This window comes from Bdellovibrionales bacterium, assembly GCA_018266295.1.
Classification (GTDB): Bacteria; Bdellovibrionota; Bdellovibrionia; order Bdellovibrionales; family Bdellovibrionaceae; genus JACMRP01.
The window spans coordinates 748,393-766,978 of record JAFEAQ010000004.1 but is presented as its reverse complement, the minus strand read 5'-3'; the positions used below and the strand labels follow the sequence as shown (position 1 = coordinate 766,978).

Sequence of the window (18,586 nt, the reverse complement as noted above, 5' to 3'; positions counted from 1 at the left end):
TTACAAACTTCAGGGGCCTTTACGAACTACGTATTGACTCTGCCAAATGCTCAAGGTGGCGCTAATACGATTTTGCAAAATAACGGCACTGGCGTTCTTTCATGGGTTTCTAACGCTGCAAACGTAAATAATGCGGCTTCACTGACGAACGGTAAAATGTGGCTCGGAAACTCTGGCAACGTCGCTGTGGAAGTGGCGATGTCAGGGGATGCTACAATTTCTAACGCCGGCCTCCTCTCTTTGAAATCAACTGGAACAGCTGGTACCTACTGGAAAGTAATCACAGATGCTCAAGGCCGCGTGACTTCGGGTTCTGCTCTTGCTTCTGGTGATGTAACGACGGCTCTTGGTTATACTCCAGCTTCAGCGAATGCGGGCTACGTGAACGGCGGTAACACATTTGCGGGTAATGCCACGATTGGTTTGAATGATAACTACAACCTTGGTATTAAAACTGCCGGCTCTACGAGAATGACGATCGATAACACCGGTAACGTTGGTGTCGGGACTACATCGCCGCTGAATAAGCTCGACGTCAATGGTGGCGTGGCTATTGGTAGCTATGCAGGCACAAACGCTGCTCCGAGCAATGGGTTGATCGTTTCAGGTCAAACTCTCATCGGTTCCTCGACCGATTTCACTGACACTTTAGGGCCACATAGCTTAGCGGTCACTGGGCCGGATGCTAAGAATATCTTCGCCATTTCTAACTCGGCAGGGACTGTCAAGGCGTCGATGTATCTCTATGAACTTGGGACCGACCAGATGCAGTTTGGTACAATAACTAATAGTAACTTTGGGTTTTTCGTTAATAACGGAACTCCCCAACTAAGTATCAATACAAATGGGGGAATGACGGTCGGCACCTATGCGAACACTGGCACATTCGCGGTAGGACCGGCTAACGGACTCGCGGTCAGTGGCAGCGTAGGTATCGGGACATCGTCTCCAGCTACAAAACTTGATGTTAACGGGTCCGTACGTGTTGGCACTGATGCGACATCTTGTGCTGCGGGTATTGCCGGTGCGATTCGCTATAACGCTGGTAACGTCGAGTATTGTAATGGCACTTCTTGGACGGCCTTTGCGGCTGCCGGCGCTGGCATTACTTCACTCAATGGTTTGACAGGTTCTTCTCAAACATTTGCGACTCCTGGTACTTCTGGTAACGCTCCAGCTTGGTCATTCGCGGGCTCAACTCATACGTTGAATATCCCAATGGCTTCGGCTTCGGGTTCAGTAACAGCCGGTTTGCTCAGCAATACAGACTATGCGGCGTTCAACAGCAAAATGAGCTCTGCACTTCCTTCTACTCAAGTTTGGGTGGGTAATGCTTCTGGTGCTGCTGCCGCGGTTTCTCTTGGCGGTGACGTAGCCTCTATCACTAATGCTGGTGTTGTGACTCTTAAATCAGTTGGCACAGCTGGTACTTACTGGAAAGTTGTGACGGATGCTCAAGGTCGTGTAACTTCGGGTGGCGCTCTTGCTTCCGGTGACGTTACTACAGCTCTTGGTTATACTCCTGCATCCTCAACCGCAGGTTATGTGAACGGCGGTAACAGCTTTACTGGTAATGCGACGATCGGTTTGAATGACAATTATAACTTAGGTATTAAAACGGGTGGCTCAACACGCATGACAGTCACTTCAGCTGGTTATGTCGGTGTCGGCACTACAACGCCAGGAACAATATTTACCGTCAAAGGAGTCAGCGGGCCTATCACTCCAAGTCTGTCGGCTGACGGCGGAGCTATGACGATAGACAATGGCGGCGATCTACAATTGCAGATCGGTGAAGCCACTGGTGCGCCAAGCGTCTATCTACAGTCTAAAAGATCCACCAACGACGGAACAGCATGGCCTATTGCTCTGAATCCTCTTGGTGGTAACGTCGGTATTGGGACAGCCAATCCAAAGGCAGCACTAGATATTGCAGCAAACTCCATTCACCTGCAAGTTGTCACTCCTGGTACGTCCGCGACGGATGAAGCAGATATTAACCTTGTCACTTTGTCCAATGGTAATGTTCTTGGAAATGCCGGAAACAAAGGCTGGCAAATAAATGGCAAGGGCAACGCTTATACTGGCCAACAGAATAATTTTGGAATTTCGTATTGGAATGGGAGCGCGTGGGCGAATAATTTCTCCATGCTTCCTTCAGGCTATGTCGGCATCGGCACCGCGGCTCCAGGGTATACTCTGGATATGGGCTCTAGAACAGATGCAGTACGTCTGCCATCTGGTTTGGATGCTACCCGTCCTTCGAATGCAGCCGGCTTGATCCGTTACAATACAACTTCAAACGTTGTTGAGTTCAATAATGGTTCTGGCTGGAATGCTCTTGCTTCAGCTGGTGCTTCTATCACAACGCTCAATGGTTTGACGGCGGCTTCTCAGACATTTGCAATCGGAACTTCTGGAAACTCTCCAGCGTTCTCATCTGCAACTGCGACTCACACGTTGAACATCCCAATGGCTTCGGCTTCGGGTTCAGTGACTGCGGGTCTTATCAGCAATACAGACTATGCGGCGTTCAACAGCAAAATGAGCTCTGCACTTCCTTCTACTCAAGTTTGGGTGGGTAATGCTTCTGGTGCTGCTGCCGCGGTTTCGCTTGGTGGTGATATCTCTTCTATCACGAATGCGGGTTCAGTTACTTTGAATAAAACAACGACTGGCGTTGCGAATAAAATCTTGAGTCTTGACGGTTCTAGTATCGGTACTATGAGCGGTCTTGCCCTGACAAATACAGGAACAGTGACTCTCTCTGCTCAGACTTCTTCTTCTACTTATGGATTGAAGTGGCCAGCAGCGGCTCCTACTGGTAATCAGTTCTTGCAGGTAGATAGCTCCGGTAATTTCACTTGGGTTTCTAATGCTCCAAGTATTGCCAATAAAGCAGCTCTTACAAACGGTAGTATCTGGGTTGGTAATGCTTCAGGTATTGCAGTTGAGCTGACTCCTGGCACTGCAAATAATATCCTCTACGGATCTTCGACAACTGCTTGGGCTTCAGGAACTGCTGATACAGCTGGTATCGTTGATAAGTCATCTACTCAGACAATCTCTGGTGCTAAGACATTCTCTTCGACTGTGACTAGCAGTATCGCTTCTGGCTCGACTGCATTCGATGCTGGTAATGGTAATATTAAAGCTGGTTCAGGCGGTACTACAACTACAGGTGGTGGTCAAATCTATGCCGGTGGTTATGCTAGTGCTACGAACACGATCGACTTCAATAAAGGTAACGTACAGACCACTTCATATGACTGCGCGGCGGTAATCCAGCTGAACAATATGCAATCTGGTGGTAGTTATACCCTTGTTGTGACTGGCGGTAGTGCGACGAAATGTACTTTCAATGATGGTGGCGGTGCTACATTCTCAGATACTTCGTTTGCACCGACGAATGCGGCACGTACAGCCTCTTCGCATACTGTCTATACGTTCGTAAAAATTGGTGCTCGTGTGTATGTATCTTGGATCCCTGGATTCGGTACGGCTCAGTAGTTATAATTCGATCGTTGCACTTCGGAAGGCGAGTCCCCAAAGACTCGCCTTTTATATTTTAGACCCGATCACTCTTCATCCACAGAAGATGATCCACGAGCACCAACCAAGTCATCGATTCCAGCACCGGAATCGCGCGCGTCACGATGTAAGGATCGTGTCTCCCCTTCTTCGCCACATCGAGAATCGAAGACGTTGGCTTGAAGTGCACCTTCAGCAACATCTCTTCACCCGTGGAGATGCCGCCACGGATGCCGCCGTAATTCTCAGACTGAGACGATGAATGGAAGGCTGTGCCCTTCTCGTTCGGCGCTTCACTGCCCGCGCCAAGCTCTACGCCCGAAGTCGCTCCGACGCTCATATAAGCCTGTGCTAAGTCGGCCTTCAGCTTATGGAACACGGGCTGCCCTAAGCCGCCCGGCGCGCCTTTAATGCGAATCTCTGCCGTCCCTCCGTAGCTTTCACCTTGAGACTGCGCCAGAGTTAAAAGCTCTTTCACCTTCTCATGCTGAGCCGATGGGAATCTTGCTGTGAAACTATCAATGTCATGAGTCCATACCTGAGAACGTTCTGCTTCAGAAAGTGCGTAACTGCCCACTTGGCCCGAGTACGCTTTGATCTGTAAGCCCGGAGCGAGCTGTTTGCACAGCATTTGCGCGACAGCCCCTGCCATCACACGCGCCACCGTTTCGCGGCCCGAAGATCTACCACCACCGCGATGATCGCGATGACCGAACTTCATCTGCCACACATCATCCGCATGACCTGCACGCGGAGAATTTTTAATTTGATCGTAGTCTTGAGATTTTTGATCCTTGTTGCGAACCATGATCGCAATCGGAGTGCCGATGGTTTTACCTTCAAACACGCCACTCAGCACTTCAGGCACATCGCCTTCTTGACGTTGCGATACCAAAGCTCCGCCTGGTCTGCGGCGCTCAAGTTCTTTCACTAAGAGCGCTTCGTCGAATTTCAGTCCCGCCGGGCAGCCGTCGATCACGACTCCCAAAGCTGTGCCGTGGGATTCACCGAAGGTTGTGATGACAAATCTGGATCCGAAGGAACTTGCACTCATGGTTGAACCTCCCAAAATTCTCGTTGATGTTGGGCTTGCGTCCGGAACATCTTCACGCCCGAACGATATTCCGCTCCGACTCTTTGGGCATATTCGCGGCCCGCAGAATCGTCGGTATAATTTAAATCAATAACTAGCTTTGGCTTCCACTCAGGGTTCGGCCATTTCATATCGCCTTTTCTCGGCGCTGCCCAAACTAAAACTTCAGGCATGATGTCGTTATTCCAGCGTGACAGATCTTCTTCACGAACCTCGCCACGAGTTGCAGAAAAACAATACGACTGCGGCAACACTTTCTTCATCATATTTAGCGTCCCACCGCCGCCCCAAAGAACGACCGTGGTCTTATCATCAATACCCTCAGCCAATTCCTGGAATCCGGCAAAATCTGTATTGTGACCCGCCCAACGCTTTTGATCTGAATTGTAGTAGAGCGTATTCACCGAGCGCAGAAGCTCGGCCTCTCCGGTTTTTTCTTTACTGCTATGGAAAGCTTCTTCTTTTAACGGCGATGTCACCGCCGCTTGCTTGAGCCCCAACACGGAGAGAGTGCGCAAAGCCGACTCCCATTCACGCTGGTCAACCTCGATACGGAAGACAGGCTCATTGCGCTCTTCAAAAAAGGCCTTCTGCTCCATCGGCGTCCAGCTTTGTTTGACCGGCTTACCCAGAACCGCCGCGAACTGAGTTTTAATAAAGTGAACACTGAGCCATTCATAAACCGTCGGCTGATCGGCAGCACTGCCGTCGCCTTCGCGCCAGAAATTGAGGAGTTGACGCCCCTTCATCCACAAACGGAACCAAGCCCAGCGGCCATTTGCTGATCGTGGTAAGAAGCTACGGTTCTGTGGATCCGCTTGCTGCCATAGGTAACCCAATAACAGATCGTCATAGTTTTCAACAATAGGAGCGAGCTTCAAATGAACGCACTTACCAGTTTGATCATTCAAACGCGAAATCGCCTCTTCAAGAGATTCGCCCTCGATGCGCTCATGCAAAGAAATAATGAGTCGCTGTTTTAAGAAACGCACGGGCTGTGGCATTTCACCGAGTTCTACGGCCCAGTCGTAGTATGCAATCTGACTGCCTTGCGGGTAATTCTCAGTTTTACCTGTACGGAAAGAGAAAATAAATTTTTCAGAGAATAAAGAGCCCAAGCAAGTTTGCACTTGATCATGGTTTAAAAGATCGTCGCGCATTTCAAAGAACTCAACACCATGATTGGCGTAATTTTCAATAAATCCATGCCAACGATTTTTCTTTAAGAAAACCTCAGGCAAGATCGTCACGCCGCCAGCAAGAGCCTTCTTATGCTGAACAAGAATCTCTTCTTCCATCGTATCAACTTCGGTGAGGCCTTCCGGCATCATGTAAATCTGATCGTAGACGTTACGGAACTGGAACTCTCGCGCCTTCGCACGCTTCTCATACTCTTCGAGTGGCGGCAAATCACTTTCCAAACGCGGGCGATCCAAAAATACCCGACCGGCGTGATCAGTCGCTCTTTGCACCCAAAGCACGCGGGCATGGTCAGGAATCACGCCAACGGGAAAACCGCCGCCGACGGCAATCCAGCAGTTTGGCTGAGAAAGAATGATTTCATGAAAGATCTGTTTCTCAAGGTCACGGAAAGCGGGCTCGCCCTCTTTTTCGAAGATCTCACGGATCGTTTTCTTTGCGCGCTTCTCGATTTCTTGATCGAGATCAAAACAAGGCACTTTCGAGGACTCGGTGTAGCGATGAATGCGCTTGAGTAGCTGGGTCTTACCGACGCCTCTCTGGCCAATAATCACATTGATCATGGACGAACTCCTACATACTTCCAAAATTCAGGAAAACTTTTACGAACAACATCGGGATCGAGGATCTGAATATCTTCGCCGAAATATTTTAACAAAGCCGCAGCAAAAGCCAGGCGATGGTCTTTATCAGGATCAAAGCGGAAACGCTTTGCCCGCACAACCGTCCCGCGGCCTAAGATTTCCATGCCGTCTTTACGTTTTTTAACAGAGACACCGGCTTTTTTTAAGAGCTCTGCGGTTTTCTGAATGCGATTGGATTCTTTAAACGCCAATTGAGGCGCTCCGTACAAAACGGATCTTCCTTCAGCAAAACTACAAAGCACCGCTAGCACCGGAAACAAATCCGGAGAATTCTGCAAATTAGCTTTTACGGGTTTTAACTTCCGCGGAGACTTTACAGAAAGCTGCTTTAATTTCTTTGCTTCGCCAACGCCCATCTTTCTCAAGATGCCGGTGAACGCCAAATCAGGCTGCAGGCTCTTTGCCGGAAAATCCTGAAAAGTCGCTTGCCCTGAAACTGCCGCAAACGCCGCAACACTAAAGAGCGAGCTGAGATCAGACTCGACAGAGTACTTCTTAAGCTTGATCTTCTGCCCGCGAGGAATCGTATATACATTCCCACGGCGAGAATACTTGAGCCCCAGGTCTTTCAGGATCTGCAAGGTCATTTCAAAATAGCCCACCGAAGTGATGGATCCCGCAACCTTGATCTTCAAATCAAAATCAAGGCCCCAGGCATTCAGAAACAACGCCGACAAGAACTGACTCGAATCCTTTGCACTGACCGCAAGAGCCTTTGCAGGCGCCTTCCAGCCATTCGAAATAATTCGAATGCCTTTCTTTTCAAAACTCACTTGAACACCGAGTTGCCGCAAAATTTGCTGAATCTCTTTTTGCGGACGACTTAACAGGCGCGGAGTTCCTTTTAACAAAAACTCACCAGACATCCGCGATACGCGAAACGCCAAGAAACGCAGGGTCGTCCCGCCTTCTCCACAATCAAGCACCGAGCTCTTTCCAAGTTTCTTTAAGCTCGCTTTCATGTGAACAACGTCATCGCAGCTCGAATCCCCGACGAGTTTTAAGCGTGGCTCATAGCTCTGAGCAATCAACGCACGATTCATCAGGGATTTTGAGGCCGGAATGCGGCCGCGGAACTTGAACACCTTCACCCTACCCCCAGAACGATTGCTGTCGCGCAATCTCAGGAACAAAGTCCGCCAAAGGAATTTCGGCGATGACCGGTTTACCGGGACTCTTTAAGAAAACAAAGCGCAATTTTTTTGAACTCGTTTTCTTTTTATCCTGCTCAAGATAGTGCATGAAGCTGCGAGGTTTCTCGCTGAGTAACGCCATCATGCTGAGATTTTTCCAAATACTTTTCTTTTTAGCTTGAACGGCCTTTTTCCAGAACTTGGCTTGCATAAGCTTCAAGTAATCACTCTGACTCATGAAACCCTTTTGGTAACTCCACTCTAAAGCAAATTGCAAACCCGCCAAAACAGCCACGCCATGCGGAAGGCCGTAGTGAGCTTCCACAACATGTCCCATCGTGTGACCGAAGTTCAATAAATGACGAAGGCCTTTTTTCTCTTCAGGGTCTTTGGCGACAATTTTGTATTTCTCGCGAACCACATCGGGAAGAAGTTTCCACAACGTAGCTCCATTCAGCGAACTCACGCGATTGAGCTTTGCAAATAAGCTGCCACCTGAAAGCAGCGCCATCTTGATCAGTTCACCCAGAGCCTCAAAGCCACGCTCTTCTGGCTGTGCGAGAAGCAAGGGCTTGATGAGATAGATATCTTTTGCTGGATAGAAAGTACCGATTTGATTTTTCGCCCCACGCGCATTCAGTGCGGTTTTTCCACCATGAGCGGAATCCATCGCCGACAACCAGGTGCTCGGAATATGCACCAGTTCAACACCGCGCTTGTAGATGCTGGCGACAAAGCCACCAAAGTCTCCAACACTGCCGCCGCCAAGAACGACGATCTTTAATTTACGCGATGAAAAGGAGTGCGTCTTTTCAAGAATCGCCTCCATGTGCTGAGGAAATTTACGAAGGCTTTTAAGCTCTTCTCCCGAAGCCACAGCATATCGCACCGGAAATTGCTTCACCCATCCCGCCACTTTCGGATGGCGGTCGAAGATGCGATCATAGATCAATAAAACCTCATCGCCGAATTTCTTCGGCGATGGCCACTGACTCACGTAATGTAATTGAGATTGGAATTGAGTCACGGCAGCGAACTACTTGTGTTTGATGTCTTCGAATTCTTTTTTCGCTTTTTTATAAGAATCAGAAATATTATCCATGGCTTTAATCATGCCATCTTTCATCTGATCCCACGCCTTACCAGAACTTTCTTTCAAGCGGTCATAATCTTTTTTAAGTTTTGCCTGTTTTTTTTCGAGAGCTTTTACTTGCTTGTCGAGTTCATCTTTGGCGTGACCAGTCGCTGTTGATGCGTCTTTCTTAAGATCCGCGATCTCATCAGAGACTTTCTGCATCTTTTCGCTCAGAGCTTTCTGAACTTCTTCTTTTTGTTCTTTCGTGTATTCGCCCGCAGCCTGAACGGTCTCAGAAGCTTTTTGTTTTACTTCTTCGCCTTTATCTGTTGCATACACAACAGAACCAATCAACCCTAGCACAAAAAGAAATTTAAAGATTTTCATGAATGGACTCCTTGTTAATTGCGAAGTCCATTTTCCGTGAGTTTCTAAGTGATGTCTAGGGCTTTACGGCAAAGACCAGTCTATTTCTTTGATGTTATGGTCACGTAGATATTTATTAATTTTCGAGAATGGTTTGGAGCCAAAAAATCCACGATACGCAGAGAGCGGTGATGGATGTGGCGACTCAAGCACCAAGTTCTTAGAGCGATCCACGAACGCAGCCTTCTTCTGCGCGTAACTTCCCCACAGCAAGTAGACAACGTGTTCGCGATTCTTACTCAGTGCCGCAATCACCTGATCTGTAAACTGCTCCCAGCCCTTGCCCTGATGAGCGGCAGCCTGCCCTTGTTCAACCGTGAGCACTGCATTCAAAAGCAGCACACCTTGCTCAGCCCAGTGCGTGAGATCACCACTTTTAGGCATTGCCACGCCGACATCATCGTGAAGTTCTTTAAAAATATTCTGAAGCGACGGAGGAAAGCGAACGCCTTTACGCACCGAGAAGCTCAGCCCATGCGCCTGACCCGGCCCGTGATAAGGATCCTGGCCGATAATCACAACTTTCACTTTGTCGAGAGGAGTCAGATTCAGAGCAGCAAAATACTCTTCGCCTTTTGGGAATATAACTTTTTGCGCTTGCTTCTGCGCGAGAAGAAATTTTCGCAACCCTTTCATGTACTCTTTTTCAAACTCTGGTTGTAGATACTTCAGCCAAGATTGCTCTAATTTCGGTGTCGTCGTTGTTTCGCTCAAAGTCGCTCCCAGCGCGGATTTCCGGCAGTTTTTACAAGTCTCAAATCGAGACTAACATCCTCTAAACAAGTCTAAGGTCGGGATTTTAAAACAAATATATTCCAATTCAAATATATTTTTTATTTCCCCAGAGCTTGACCTGACAGTTTCGCGACTCATTGTTACAATATAAGAAACAAGTATGTAACGGAATAGGAGGATCTATGTCTGACCTTCTGAACCCCGGAATTGAGCTGATCGAAGTCGCGATCGAAGATAGTCCCGAAGTAAAATCGTATATTTATCAAATGATCTCGGAGTTCGAGCCCTATGTCACTCCGCAGACTGTCGTGGCTGTGATCGCGAAGGATCCTATGAAGCTGGCGCTCCAATATGAAGCGGACGGCAAAGAATTTGATGAAGAGGACTTGAAATCTCATTACAGGATTTCGATCACTCTCAAGGAAGGCGATGCGAAGATCGCGGCGGAAGGTGTCGACAAGGACATCTACACAGCGATACGCCTGGCCAAAGATTCTCTGCTGCAAAAGCTGATTGCGATCCAAGACAGAATTGTTACGCAGCAAGAGCGCAACATGGAGATTCACCACGCTCTGCAGAATACAATGATTCACTAGTCTTCACCTGATATCTTTCAGTCATCAACGACGAAAGGTATCAGGTTTTTTTATGCCCACAAACTCTCACATGCCCTATCGCAGCCTCGGTCGCTGCGGAACCAAAGTCAGCACTTACGGCCTCGGCGGTTGGACAACCTACGGCGGCTCAGTCAAAGACAACAACACGATCAATCAGATTATTCACGCCGCCTACGACGCCGGCATTAACTTTTTCGACATCGCCGATGTTTATGCCAAGGGTGAATCCGAAAAGGCTATGGGCGCAGTTCTTAAAGACTTCCCTCGCCATGAGTTGATCATCACCAGCAAAGTTTTTTGGCCGATGAGTGATGACATCAATGACAAAGGTCTTTCGCGCAAGCATATCAATGAGTCGATCAACAAATCCCTCAAGCGCATCGGTACAGATTACTTGGACATTTATTTCTGCCACAGATATGACGAAGAAACTCCGCTCGAAGAAACCATTCGGGCGATGGACGATCTCGTTCATCAAGGCAAGATCATTTACTGGGGCACCAGCGAATGGACGAGCGAGCAACTCGGTGAAGCCTATGAAATTTGCGAAAAGTATGGTTACTACAAACCACAGGTTGAACAACCTCAATACAGTTTGATTGCACGCGAGAAATTCGAAATGGACGTTCAACCGATCGCAACGAAGCTCGGCATGGGCCTCGTAACATGGAGTCCCCTCGCCTCGGGTCTTCTGACTGGCAAATACGATAACGGCATCAAAGAAGGCCGCCTGTCACAAATGGAATGGCTCAAAGATTCCATATACACTCCGGAAAATATTGAGCGCGTGAAGGCGATGAAGAAAATCGCCGACGACCTCAGTTGTTCTCGGACTCAACTGGCACTCGCTTGGTTGAATGCACAGCCAGGCATGAGCAGTGTGATCTTAGGCGCGACTCGCACCGAGCAGCTCCAAGAGAATCTCGGAGCCCTCAACGTCAAAATCACCAGCGATGTTGATAAGGAATTAAAAAAGTTATTTAGATACTAGTTGTTCGGAGTCTCAGTCGGCGCAAAGGTCTTTACGATCTTCGCCGGCTCTTGAGCATCTGCCCGCTTTGGTTTGATCTCAAGTTTTACCAGAGTCCCGATCACGTCTTGCAGCTTTTCAAGAGGCTGCAAAGTCGAAGGTAAATCTTCACGCAGCTCTGTCGTCAACACCGGCGTCTGACGCTCAAACCACATGTATCTTCCCAAGCTGCCTGGGAAATGCCCCAAAGATCTCCACGGAAGATAATCGTACTTCGGGAATGTTACTTTCGGTCCATCGAAGTCCAAAACTTTTAGCGGCGTGTGAACCGATACGATAAAATCCGGTTTGAACTCCTCAAGATGTTTCATTGCACACTTTGTTTCAATCTCGCTCCCCGCATGATCGCCAGGATTGCGGCGCGGATTCGACTTTGTCGATTTCTGCCAATAGGTCTTTGCTTGAGTGTCCCAATCTTTTGTTGGGAAATTACGATTCAAATCGATATTGTTTGCGTTGGTACGAGTCTTGGCTTGAACACCGTCTGGATTCAAGACAGGCACCACTCGCCAAGAATTGCGCGGATCAAAGGACTCCAGGCGTTCCATCCAATAGCGCCCTACAGTCCCTGCATGCGTTTCATCGCCATGGATAAGACTGAATACTAAGACCTTCTTTGCGTCAGCATTAGATGCCATTTTATCGTAGTGAAAAATGGGACGGCCCTCTACGCTCGTGCAACCTTCATCGATTTGCACTTTCTCGCAAGCTTTCTGCAAAAGCGCATCGTCTCTTTTACCAGGGAAAGCTTTGAGAGCTTCCATGCACTTTTTCGGTAGATCCGTGAAGTCCGTCGCAAATGCTTGCGAATTCAGAATCACGCTCAAAACTAAGACAGCAGCAGTTTTCATAAAATCCTTTTTAAGTCGCTTTTATTATTATTGCCAGTCCTTTGCGCACTCTCAAGGCGAGATTTCCCTGGTTAAGAACTTTTCTTTGTCTCAGAATGAGAACTTTCGATTTCGGACTAAGGTCCTGGACCACTTCTTCCGTAGAATAGAGAGATAACAAAGTTCTATTGAGGAGGACTTCATGCTCGAGCGGGGCGGGTTTAGTTTCGTGGCCCTACTGGTCATCAACCCAGTAGCAATTCTACTCTACCAAAATTGCACCTTCTTACCGGTTGCACAAAGCGAACTTGCGTCGCGGGAAATGCTTCCCCAAAAACGCGTGATCAGTTCAGTGGGCGCCCCCGAAAAGGTGGACCTCAACAAACTGAAAGTCGCCAAGCCTTCAGTTGCTGATTGCAAAGCAGGGCATGATAACTGCCCCGTAAACGACATCGAATAATTCCACATCCGGGGCTGTCATTAAGCCCCGCGCTATTTTCCTAGACCAGCAAAAATCCTTTTTGACTTACACATCATTTACATATGTAATTCATATGTAAGTTTATGATTGATAATTCGCCCCTCCCCCTTACAGCGAAAGAGAAAGCCTTCCTCGAATTCGTCGAAAGCTTTCAAAAGAGTTCTGGAATTTCTCCGTCGTATCAGGAGATTAGGGATCATTTTGGATTCGCGTCGTTTAACTCGGTCCAAAATTACCTGAAGCAACTGACACGCAAGGGATATGTAAAGAACCACGCCAATCAGAAACGGGCTATTCAGGTAGTCACATCGACAGGACCTTCTCCTCAATCGCTCCTCCAAAGCACGGAGGAGGTCCTGTCTCTTCCTCTCCTCGGCAAAGTCGCAGCCGGGGCCCCGATTGAATCTTTAAAGCACGATGAATATGTGCAAGTGCCGAATCATATGGTTCGGAATCCAAATAAGACGTTCGCCCTGCGAGTGCAGGGCGATTCAATGATTAACGAAGGCATTTTGGATGGTGACACCATTTTGGTGCAGCAACAGAATAACGCTTCTAACGGTGACCTCGTTGTCGCAACAATCGAGAACGAAGCGACTGTGAAACGCTTCTTCCTCCGGACGCCTCCGCGCGGAAGCCATGATGAGCTCATGATCGAACTCCGCCCGGCCAACGAGAAACTTCAATCCATGTGGTATTCACCGTTGGAGGTGAATATTCAGGGCATTCTCGTCGGCTTGCTTAGAAAATTCTAAGCTCATTTCTTCATCATATTCAGTTTTTCATTCATACATGATTGCAGTTTTGTATCACCGCACGATTTCATCATATCTTTGCAAGTGCCTTCATTTTTCTTCACCGCCATGCACTTATCCATGACATCTTTTTTCATCATATCCAGCTGCGCCTGTGCAGAACCTGGCATACCAGCGCTATGAGTCGGTGCACTCGGTCCGCTGGGTGGATTGTCGGCAGCGAAAACCATTGGTCCCATAAGGCCTGTCATCAATAAAAGAGTGATCATAAAAAACTCCTAGTGAGGTGTTGGCACCTATATGGGAGCTCTTTTCAGAATTCTGAGTCTATCCTAACCCGTTCTTTTCTTGAGGACATTCATAATAGAATACTGCCAAGGACGATAAGCAAAGAGAACGCCGTATTCTTTGTCAGTGCTTTCCATCTGCAGCTCGTAGTTGGCTTCTTCTTCAAGCTCAAGATAGATCTTTTCAATCTTCACCTTCAGCTTCGCCAGAGCCGCCGGACTCAGCTTGCGCATTCCGAAACGAATGAACTCATCGTTTGCTTTGAAATCAGAAAACAAGAAACTCTCTTTGAGCTGTTGAAACACAACTTTTCCCACAGGGCCGTCGCGACGGAAACGAAAAAGGCCGTTTTTAATGAGCTTCACTTTGTCTTTGGGATGAAGCTCAATCAGATTGCACTTATCGAGAGTAAATAAAAACTTCTTACTCTCAGCGGGCAAGATTTGAAATTCTTTTTCAATCTTTTGCGGCTTATAGCCCTCAGTGAGTAAAGTAAAATAATGAAGCAACCGTGGATTCTCAGAAAGAATTTTCTCTTGTTCAAAAGAAAGAACGATATAAGGGTCTTCATCCTGCCACTCGGCGAGCTTGCAGACATCGGCAAAACTAATTCCCGTGGCATCACAGATTTTTTCGATGCGATCGAGACTGATTTTTTTATTACTCAGCAACCGCTTCACGCTGGATTCGCTGACGTGCAGGGCTTCTGCGACTTGCTTGTAGTTCCACTGTTTATTCTTTAAAGCTCGTTTGAGCGCGGCCAGAAACTGATCAATCTGAGACACAGGACTCTCCTTAAGGAAGAGCTGCAAAGTTTCGCCTTATAAGGCGGCAGTATCGCCCAATAGCACTTCCCTACCTGGTATTGAATTATAGCACCATTCCGCCGAAAGTAAACAAAGCAGAAGGAGGTCCCCGATGAGATTCTTATTAAATCTTTTCCGCTTCAGAACTCAAAATCCCGGATTCTTCTATTTCCGGGAACAGGTCGCCTACGAGCGACAAATGGAAAACGTTCGTACAGATCCTTATTATCGGTTTAATAAAGCGGGTTAAGTAGGTTAGTACTGGCTCTGCCGGTCTTCCTACATCCTGATAATCGGTGCGCCTGCCCCGAACCCCGCTTCCTGCCGGCCGTCCAGGCCGTCAGGTTTCTGTGTCTTGGGAAAGCCCTTCGATTTTATTTTGTACTTTGATACAAAAGGTCCTTCTCTACGAATGGTATAATAGACGACCCATTCGTATAATATACCATTTGCAGAAATGGGTCCCTGCTGAAGACATCAAATCGAGTACTTGTCTTAGGTATTCATTCCCAGACGACCACGATGGTCGTCTGGCCCCGTTCTCACGGACGGATGGCCGTCGCACAACCGGCGACTGGGCGAGCGTGCTACAAATCGGCGCGCTTGCTTATTTCGAAAGGCCGCGAAGCTGGTCGCGAACCCATTTGCGGATCATTGGCATTTCTTCGTCGGTAAGGACATGCTCTTTATCCAGCTCGATCCAATCGACATCAAAGCCGGCGTCGCGGAGCTTTTCAACTCCGTGCTTGGTTTCATCAATCTTGAGCAAATCGTCCTGACGGCCGTGCGTGAACACCCATGGGGTTTTCAGTGAATCCGACGCCAGTTGCTGGCGCCAGCGTGGATAGAAGTGGAAATAGCCACTGACACCCACGATACCGCCAAGACGTTTCGGATAATTCAAACCAATATCAGCACTAATTAAACAGCCCTGAGAAAAACCAAAAAGGAAAATATTTTCGCTTTTCCAGCCCTGCATTTCGAGCTGAACAAGAAGCTGCAAAACCTTTTCGCGAACCTTAAGAACGCCTTCGCGCTCATACGGAGGATCGCCGTACCAAGAGTAACCATCGAGGAACTTCTTTGGTGCATTCAGCAAAAGATAGTTCATCTCAGGCACGTCCATCTCGTCATCGAAATTGCGGAATGGGCGAATGCTGTCGCCTTTTCCATGCAATACGATCATCAATTTCTCAGACGGTTTACGAGCTGGAATGAATTTGAACTTGAAGAGGTCTGTGTAAATCATCTTTCCCCTCGTTCAGCAATTCCACGGCAACTGAGAACTCTATGCGCTTCTTTGATTTCAGGATCGTCCGGAGACAAGAAGTCACTGTCAAAGCTGATACAAGTTGCAAGATCCGGCTGTAAATCCGCGGCAACACCGATTGTCGAAATCGCATTCGGCGCCATGAGTGGATACCAAAACTGATCTTGTTCACGAAGAGCAAAACTGTCTTTGAAATTCACTTTCACGTCAGGCTCTAGGCCCACCATTTGCGGCGTACGACCTGACGGCAGGTAATAGAAACCCTTGGTTTCGAAGATGGCGATCTCACTGTTCTTCGACCAGATTTCACCTTCTTGGAATGAGCCTTTACCAAAACTACGCTCACCCACCAAGATGGCGCGATGATAATCTTGCAAAGCACCGGCAACGATTTCAGCTGCACTTGCCGAGCCTGAGTTAATCAATACGGCCATAGAGCCGTCATACTCTTGCTCTTGTTCGCTGTATGCTGTTTCTTCCTCAACATCAGGAACAATCGGCTTAATTTGGAAAACCTTTTTGCCAAGACCGACGAACAAGCCTGTCACGCAAGCCGCTTCATCCATCTGACCACCTGGATTATCACGAAGATCCAGCAGCAAGCCACGAATGCCTTGCTGTTTGAGGTGCTGAAGAGCGCCTTTCACTTCAGTACAAGCATCGATTGCAAACTTATTGATCGTGAGCACGCCAACAGGCTTGATCCCCTCAAGCACTTGATAGCTCACCGTCGGCAACGTCTGCTGCGTGCGCAAGACGTTGATCATTTTCAAATCCCCATGGCGCAGAACCGACAAACGAAGTGTGCTGCCCTCTTCTCCACGAAGAGAGTCACTGAGTTCTTGCATCGACATCACTTGCGCCTTCTTGCCATCGATAGAAAGAAGAACGTCGCCTTTGCGAAGGCCCGCGATAAACGAAGAAGAATTCTCGATCACTTTTTTAATGAAGTACTGCTTGTCAGAACGGCCGATCACCACGCCAATAGAAAGGCTGCGCGGATTCGCCTTGGCAACCACCTCGTTGTACATCTTTGCCGGCATCAAGTATGTGTGCGGATCACGGAAAACGGACAAAAAGCCATTCATACCAAGGCCCACCGCCGCACTCAGTTTTTCCGCTTCGATATGGTCATTCACGAGCTCTTTCCAAACCTTCATGAACGGAAAATTTGGAATCTGTGCTTGAGAAGAAAGATAAACTTTCCAAGGCGCCAGGAGCTCTTTTTCAGAGATCGCTTGGCTGGTGGTTTTCGACGTAGGCACGAGGCGCCCATCTGTAGAAAGGTCGAAACCATACTTCTGTGCGACCGACTGCACAGCATTCACACACGCGTAGAAATAGCGCTCAGAGCTGCTGCAAGACCCCTCTTGCAATAACTCCTCGAGCGTCTGGGATCCCAAGCCCGTCTCGGCCCAGTATTCATCCGCTGTTTTTACCTTGGAAAGTTTCTGTGCCTTGCCAAAGGCTATAAAAGCCCCCATGGCTACGATCAGCAAAGCAGAAACTATGAGTCTCGGTCTTTTTAGCACGTAAAGCGCCCTCCGCTGAGGGTGGAAAATAGCAACCCTCGTGCCTGGCAAAACAGGCTTCTATTGCATTTTATGAGGTCCTGGCGCCGGTTTTTTAGAGAAAATTCAGTGCTGACTAGGAGCTTTGCACCTTGAGTTTACGACGTGAATTATCTACATTGTGGCTATGATTATCGTAACTGGTGCAAACGGCTTTATTGGCAGCGTGATGGTATGGGAGCTCAATCAAAAGGGCATGACCGATATCGTCTGCGTGGACTCTGTGGACCTCAAAACCCGCAACGTTCTCAAACACAGAAAATACTCTAAATTCCTCGGTAAAGATGAGCTCTGGCCTTTCTTGGACACGAAAGAGGCCCAAGAGAAAGTCACTTGGATCATCCACATGGGTGCATGCTCTTCGACGACAGAAACCAACAAAGAGTTCCTGTGGGAAAACAACACCTACTACACTCAAAGAATTTTTGAGTGGTGCACGAAGTTCAAAAAAGATCTCATCTACGCGAGCTCTGCCGCTACTTACGGTGCCGGCGAACTGGGCTTTGATGATACGACCGACTCGGAGCTGCTAAAACCTTTGAACCTCTATGGCGAATCAAAAGTTTTGTTTGATCGCTGGGCGGTGAAGCAAACTCAAACTCCACCACACTGGTATGGTTTGAAATTCTTTAACGTGTTTGGCCCGAACGAGTATCACAAAGACTTTATGTCGAGCGTGGCGTTCAAAGCTTACAATCAGATCAGAGACACTGGCGCGTTTGGCTTATTCAAGTCCGCAAATCCAAACTACAAAGACGGCGAATTTATGCGTGACTTCGTTTACGTGAAAGACGTCACCGGCTGGATGTGGGAACTCATGGAGAAAAAGCCGGCTAACGGCGTTTACAACATGGGTTTTGGTAAATCCCGCACATGGCTTGATCTTGCGAACTCTGTGTTTGCAGCGATGGGTAAGACTCTGAAAATCAACTGGATCGAAATGCCTGAAAACGTCCGCGGTCAGTATCAGTACTACACAGAAGCAAAAACCGATAAATGGGCGAAGGCAGGAATGAGTCCTTCAAAATGGCCTCTGGAAAAAGCTGTGGATGACTACGTGAAAAACTATCTCACCAAGTCAGATCCTTGGTTGTAAGGACT

Annotated in this window: 18 protein-coding genes; 7 read left to right on the top strand and 11 right to left on the bottom strand. The window is 48.1% G+C overall.

The features are described 5' to 3' along the window. Positions 1 to 3,510, top strand: a 3,510-nt coding sequence (locus tag JSU04_04185) for a hypothetical protein (protein ID MBS1969477.1), incomplete at its 5' end; no start/stop codon positions are given. Positions 3,511 to 3,568: 58 nt separating this feature from the next. Here JSU04_04185 and aroC read toward each other — a convergent pair. The 6 genes from aroC to ung form a co-directional block, all read right to left on the bottom strand. Then, the gene (gene aroC, locus JSU04_04180; protein MBS1969476.1) at positions 3,569 to 4,585 is read right to left on the bottom strand and encodes a chorismate synthase; all 1,017 of its coding nucleotides are present in this window, start codon (positions 4,583 to 4,585) and stop codon (positions 3,569 to 3,571) included. Continuing rightward, on the bottom strand, positions 4,582 to 6,387 hold the full coding sequence (locus JSU04_04175; GenBank protein ID MBS1969475.1) for a shikimate synthase: 1,806 nt from the start codon (positions 6,385 to 6,387) through the stop codon (positions 4,582 to 4,584). Before JSU04_04175 ends, aroC begins: the two co-directional genes overlap by 4 nt. Next, positions 6,384 to 7,559, bottom strand: a complete 1,176-nt coding sequence (locus JSU04_04170) for a 3-phosphoshikimate 1-carboxyvinyltransferase (GenBank protein MBS1969474.1) — start codon at positions 7,557 to 7,559, stop codon at positions 6,384 to 6,386. Before JSU04_04170 ends, JSU04_04175 begins: the two co-directional genes overlap by 4 nt. 1 nt (position 7,560) lies before the next feature. Beyond that, the gene (locus JSU04_04165) at positions 7,561 to 8,628 is read right to left on the bottom strand and encodes a hypothetical protein (protein MBS1969473.1); all 1,068 of its coding nucleotides are present in this window, start codon (positions 8,626 to 8,628) and stop codon (positions 7,561 to 7,563) included. A 9-nt stretch (positions 8,629 to 8,637) separates the two neighbouring features. Next, the gene (locus tag JSU04_04160; protein ID MBS1969472.1) at positions 8,638 to 9,039 is read right to left on the bottom strand and encodes a hypothetical protein; all 402 of its coding nucleotides are present in this window, start codon (positions 9,037 to 9,039) and stop codon (positions 8,638 to 8,640) included. Positions 9,040 to 9,126: 87 nt separating this feature from the next. Continuing rightward, positions 9,127 to 9,816 carry a uracil-DNA glycosylase gene (gene ung, locus JSU04_04155; protein ID MBS1969471.1) on the bottom strand — a complete coding sequence of 230 codons (690 nt, stop codon included), beginning with the start codon at positions 9,814 to 9,816 and terminating at the stop codon, positions 9,127 to 9,129. A gap of 203 nt (positions 9,817 to 10,019) precedes the next feature. Here ung and JSU04_04150 point away from each other — a divergent pair, with 203 nt between their 5' ends. Further along, the gene (locus tag JSU04_04150; protein MBS1969470.1) at positions 10,020 to 10,433 is read left to right on the top strand and encodes an HPF/RaiA family ribosome-associated protein; all 414 of its coding nucleotides are present in this window, start codon (positions 10,020 to 10,022) and stop codon (positions 10,431 to 10,433) included. A 52-nt stretch (positions 10,434 to 10,485) separates the two neighbouring features. After that, the gene (locus JSU04_04145) at positions 10,486 to 11,445 is read left to right on the top strand and encodes an aldo/keto reductase family protein (GenBank protein ID MBS1969469.1); all 960 of its coding nucleotides are present in this window, start codon (positions 10,486 to 10,488) and stop codon (positions 11,443 to 11,445) included. Here JSU04_04145 and JSU04_04140 read toward each other — a convergent pair. Then, positions 11,442 to 12,335 (bottom strand): DUF2817 domain-containing protein, encoded by an 894-nt coding sequence (locus JSU04_04140; GenBank protein ID MBS1969468.1) that lies wholly within the window; start codon positions 12,333 to 12,335, stop codon positions 11,442 to 11,444. The two genes, JSU04_04145 and JSU04_04140, sit on opposite strands and share 4 nt — an antisense overlap. Before the next feature lie 181 nt (positions 12,336 to 12,516). On the opposite strand from JSU04_04140, the gene JSU04_04135 reads away from it, so the two are divergent. Together JSU04_04135 and lexA are read left to right on the top strand one after the other, a co-directional pair. After that, positions 12,517 to 12,774: a hypothetical protein gene (locus JSU04_04135; protein MBS1969467.1), complete on the top strand. Its 258-nt coding sequence runs from the start codon at positions 12,517 to 12,519 to the stop codon at positions 12,772 to 12,774. Between the two features lie 104 nt (positions 12,775 to 12,878). Further along, entirely contained in the window at positions 12,879 to 13,550 is a 672-nt protein-coding gene (gene lexA, locus JSU04_04130; protein MBS1969466.1) for a transcriptional repressor LexA, read from the top strand. Positions 13,551 to 13,552: 2 nt separating this feature from the next. On the opposite strand, the gene JSU04_04125 is transcribed toward lexA, so the two are convergent. Both JSU04_04125 and JSU04_04120 read right to left on the bottom strand, forming a co-directional pair. Next, positions 13,553 to 13,819 carry a hypothetical protein gene (locus JSU04_04125; protein ID MBS1969465.1) on the bottom strand — a complete coding sequence of 89 codons (267 nt, stop codon included), beginning with the start codon at positions 13,817 to 13,819 and terminating at the stop codon, positions 13,553 to 13,555. A gap of 63 nt (positions 13,820 to 13,882) precedes the next feature. Beyond that, a complete protein-coding gene (locus JSU04_04120; protein MBS1969464.1) occupies positions 13,883 to 14,623 on the bottom strand; it encodes a helix-turn-helix transcriptional regulator in 741 nt (246 codons plus the stop codon). Between the two features lie 133 nt (positions 14,624 to 14,756). Between JSU04_04120 and JSU04_04115 the strand changes: the two genes are divergently transcribed. Further along, complete coding sequence (locus JSU04_04115) at positions 14,757 to 14,894, top strand: hypothetical protein (GenBank protein MBS1969463.1); 138 nt, start codon at positions 14,757 to 14,759, stop codon at positions 14,892 to 14,894. A 357-nt stretch (positions 14,895 to 15,251) separates the two neighbouring features. Here JSU04_04115 and JSU04_04110 read toward each other — a convergent pair whose 3' ends face one another. Continuing rightward, positions 15,252 to 15,893 carry a serine esterase gene (locus tag JSU04_04110; protein MBS1969462.1) on the bottom strand — a complete coding sequence of 214 codons (642 nt, stop codon included), beginning with the start codon at positions 15,891 to 15,893 and terminating at the stop codon, positions 15,252 to 15,254. Further along, on the bottom strand, positions 15,890 to 17,446 hold the full coding sequence (locus tag JSU04_04105) for a PDZ domain-containing protein (protein MBS1969461.1): 1,557 nt from the start codon (positions 17,444 to 17,446) through the stop codon (positions 15,890 to 15,892). Before JSU04_04105 ends, JSU04_04110 begins: the two co-directional genes overlap by 4 nt. Before the next feature lie 166 nt (positions 17,447 to 17,612). Between JSU04_04105 and rfaD the strand changes: the two genes are divergently transcribed. Next, positions 17,613 to 18,581, top strand: a complete 969-nt coding sequence (gene rfaD, locus JSU04_04100) for an ADP-glyceromanno-heptose 6-epimerase (protein ID MBS1969460.1) — start codon at positions 17,613 to 17,615, stop codon at positions 18,579 to 18,581. Positions 18,582 to 18,586 lie beyond the last annotated feature (5 nt).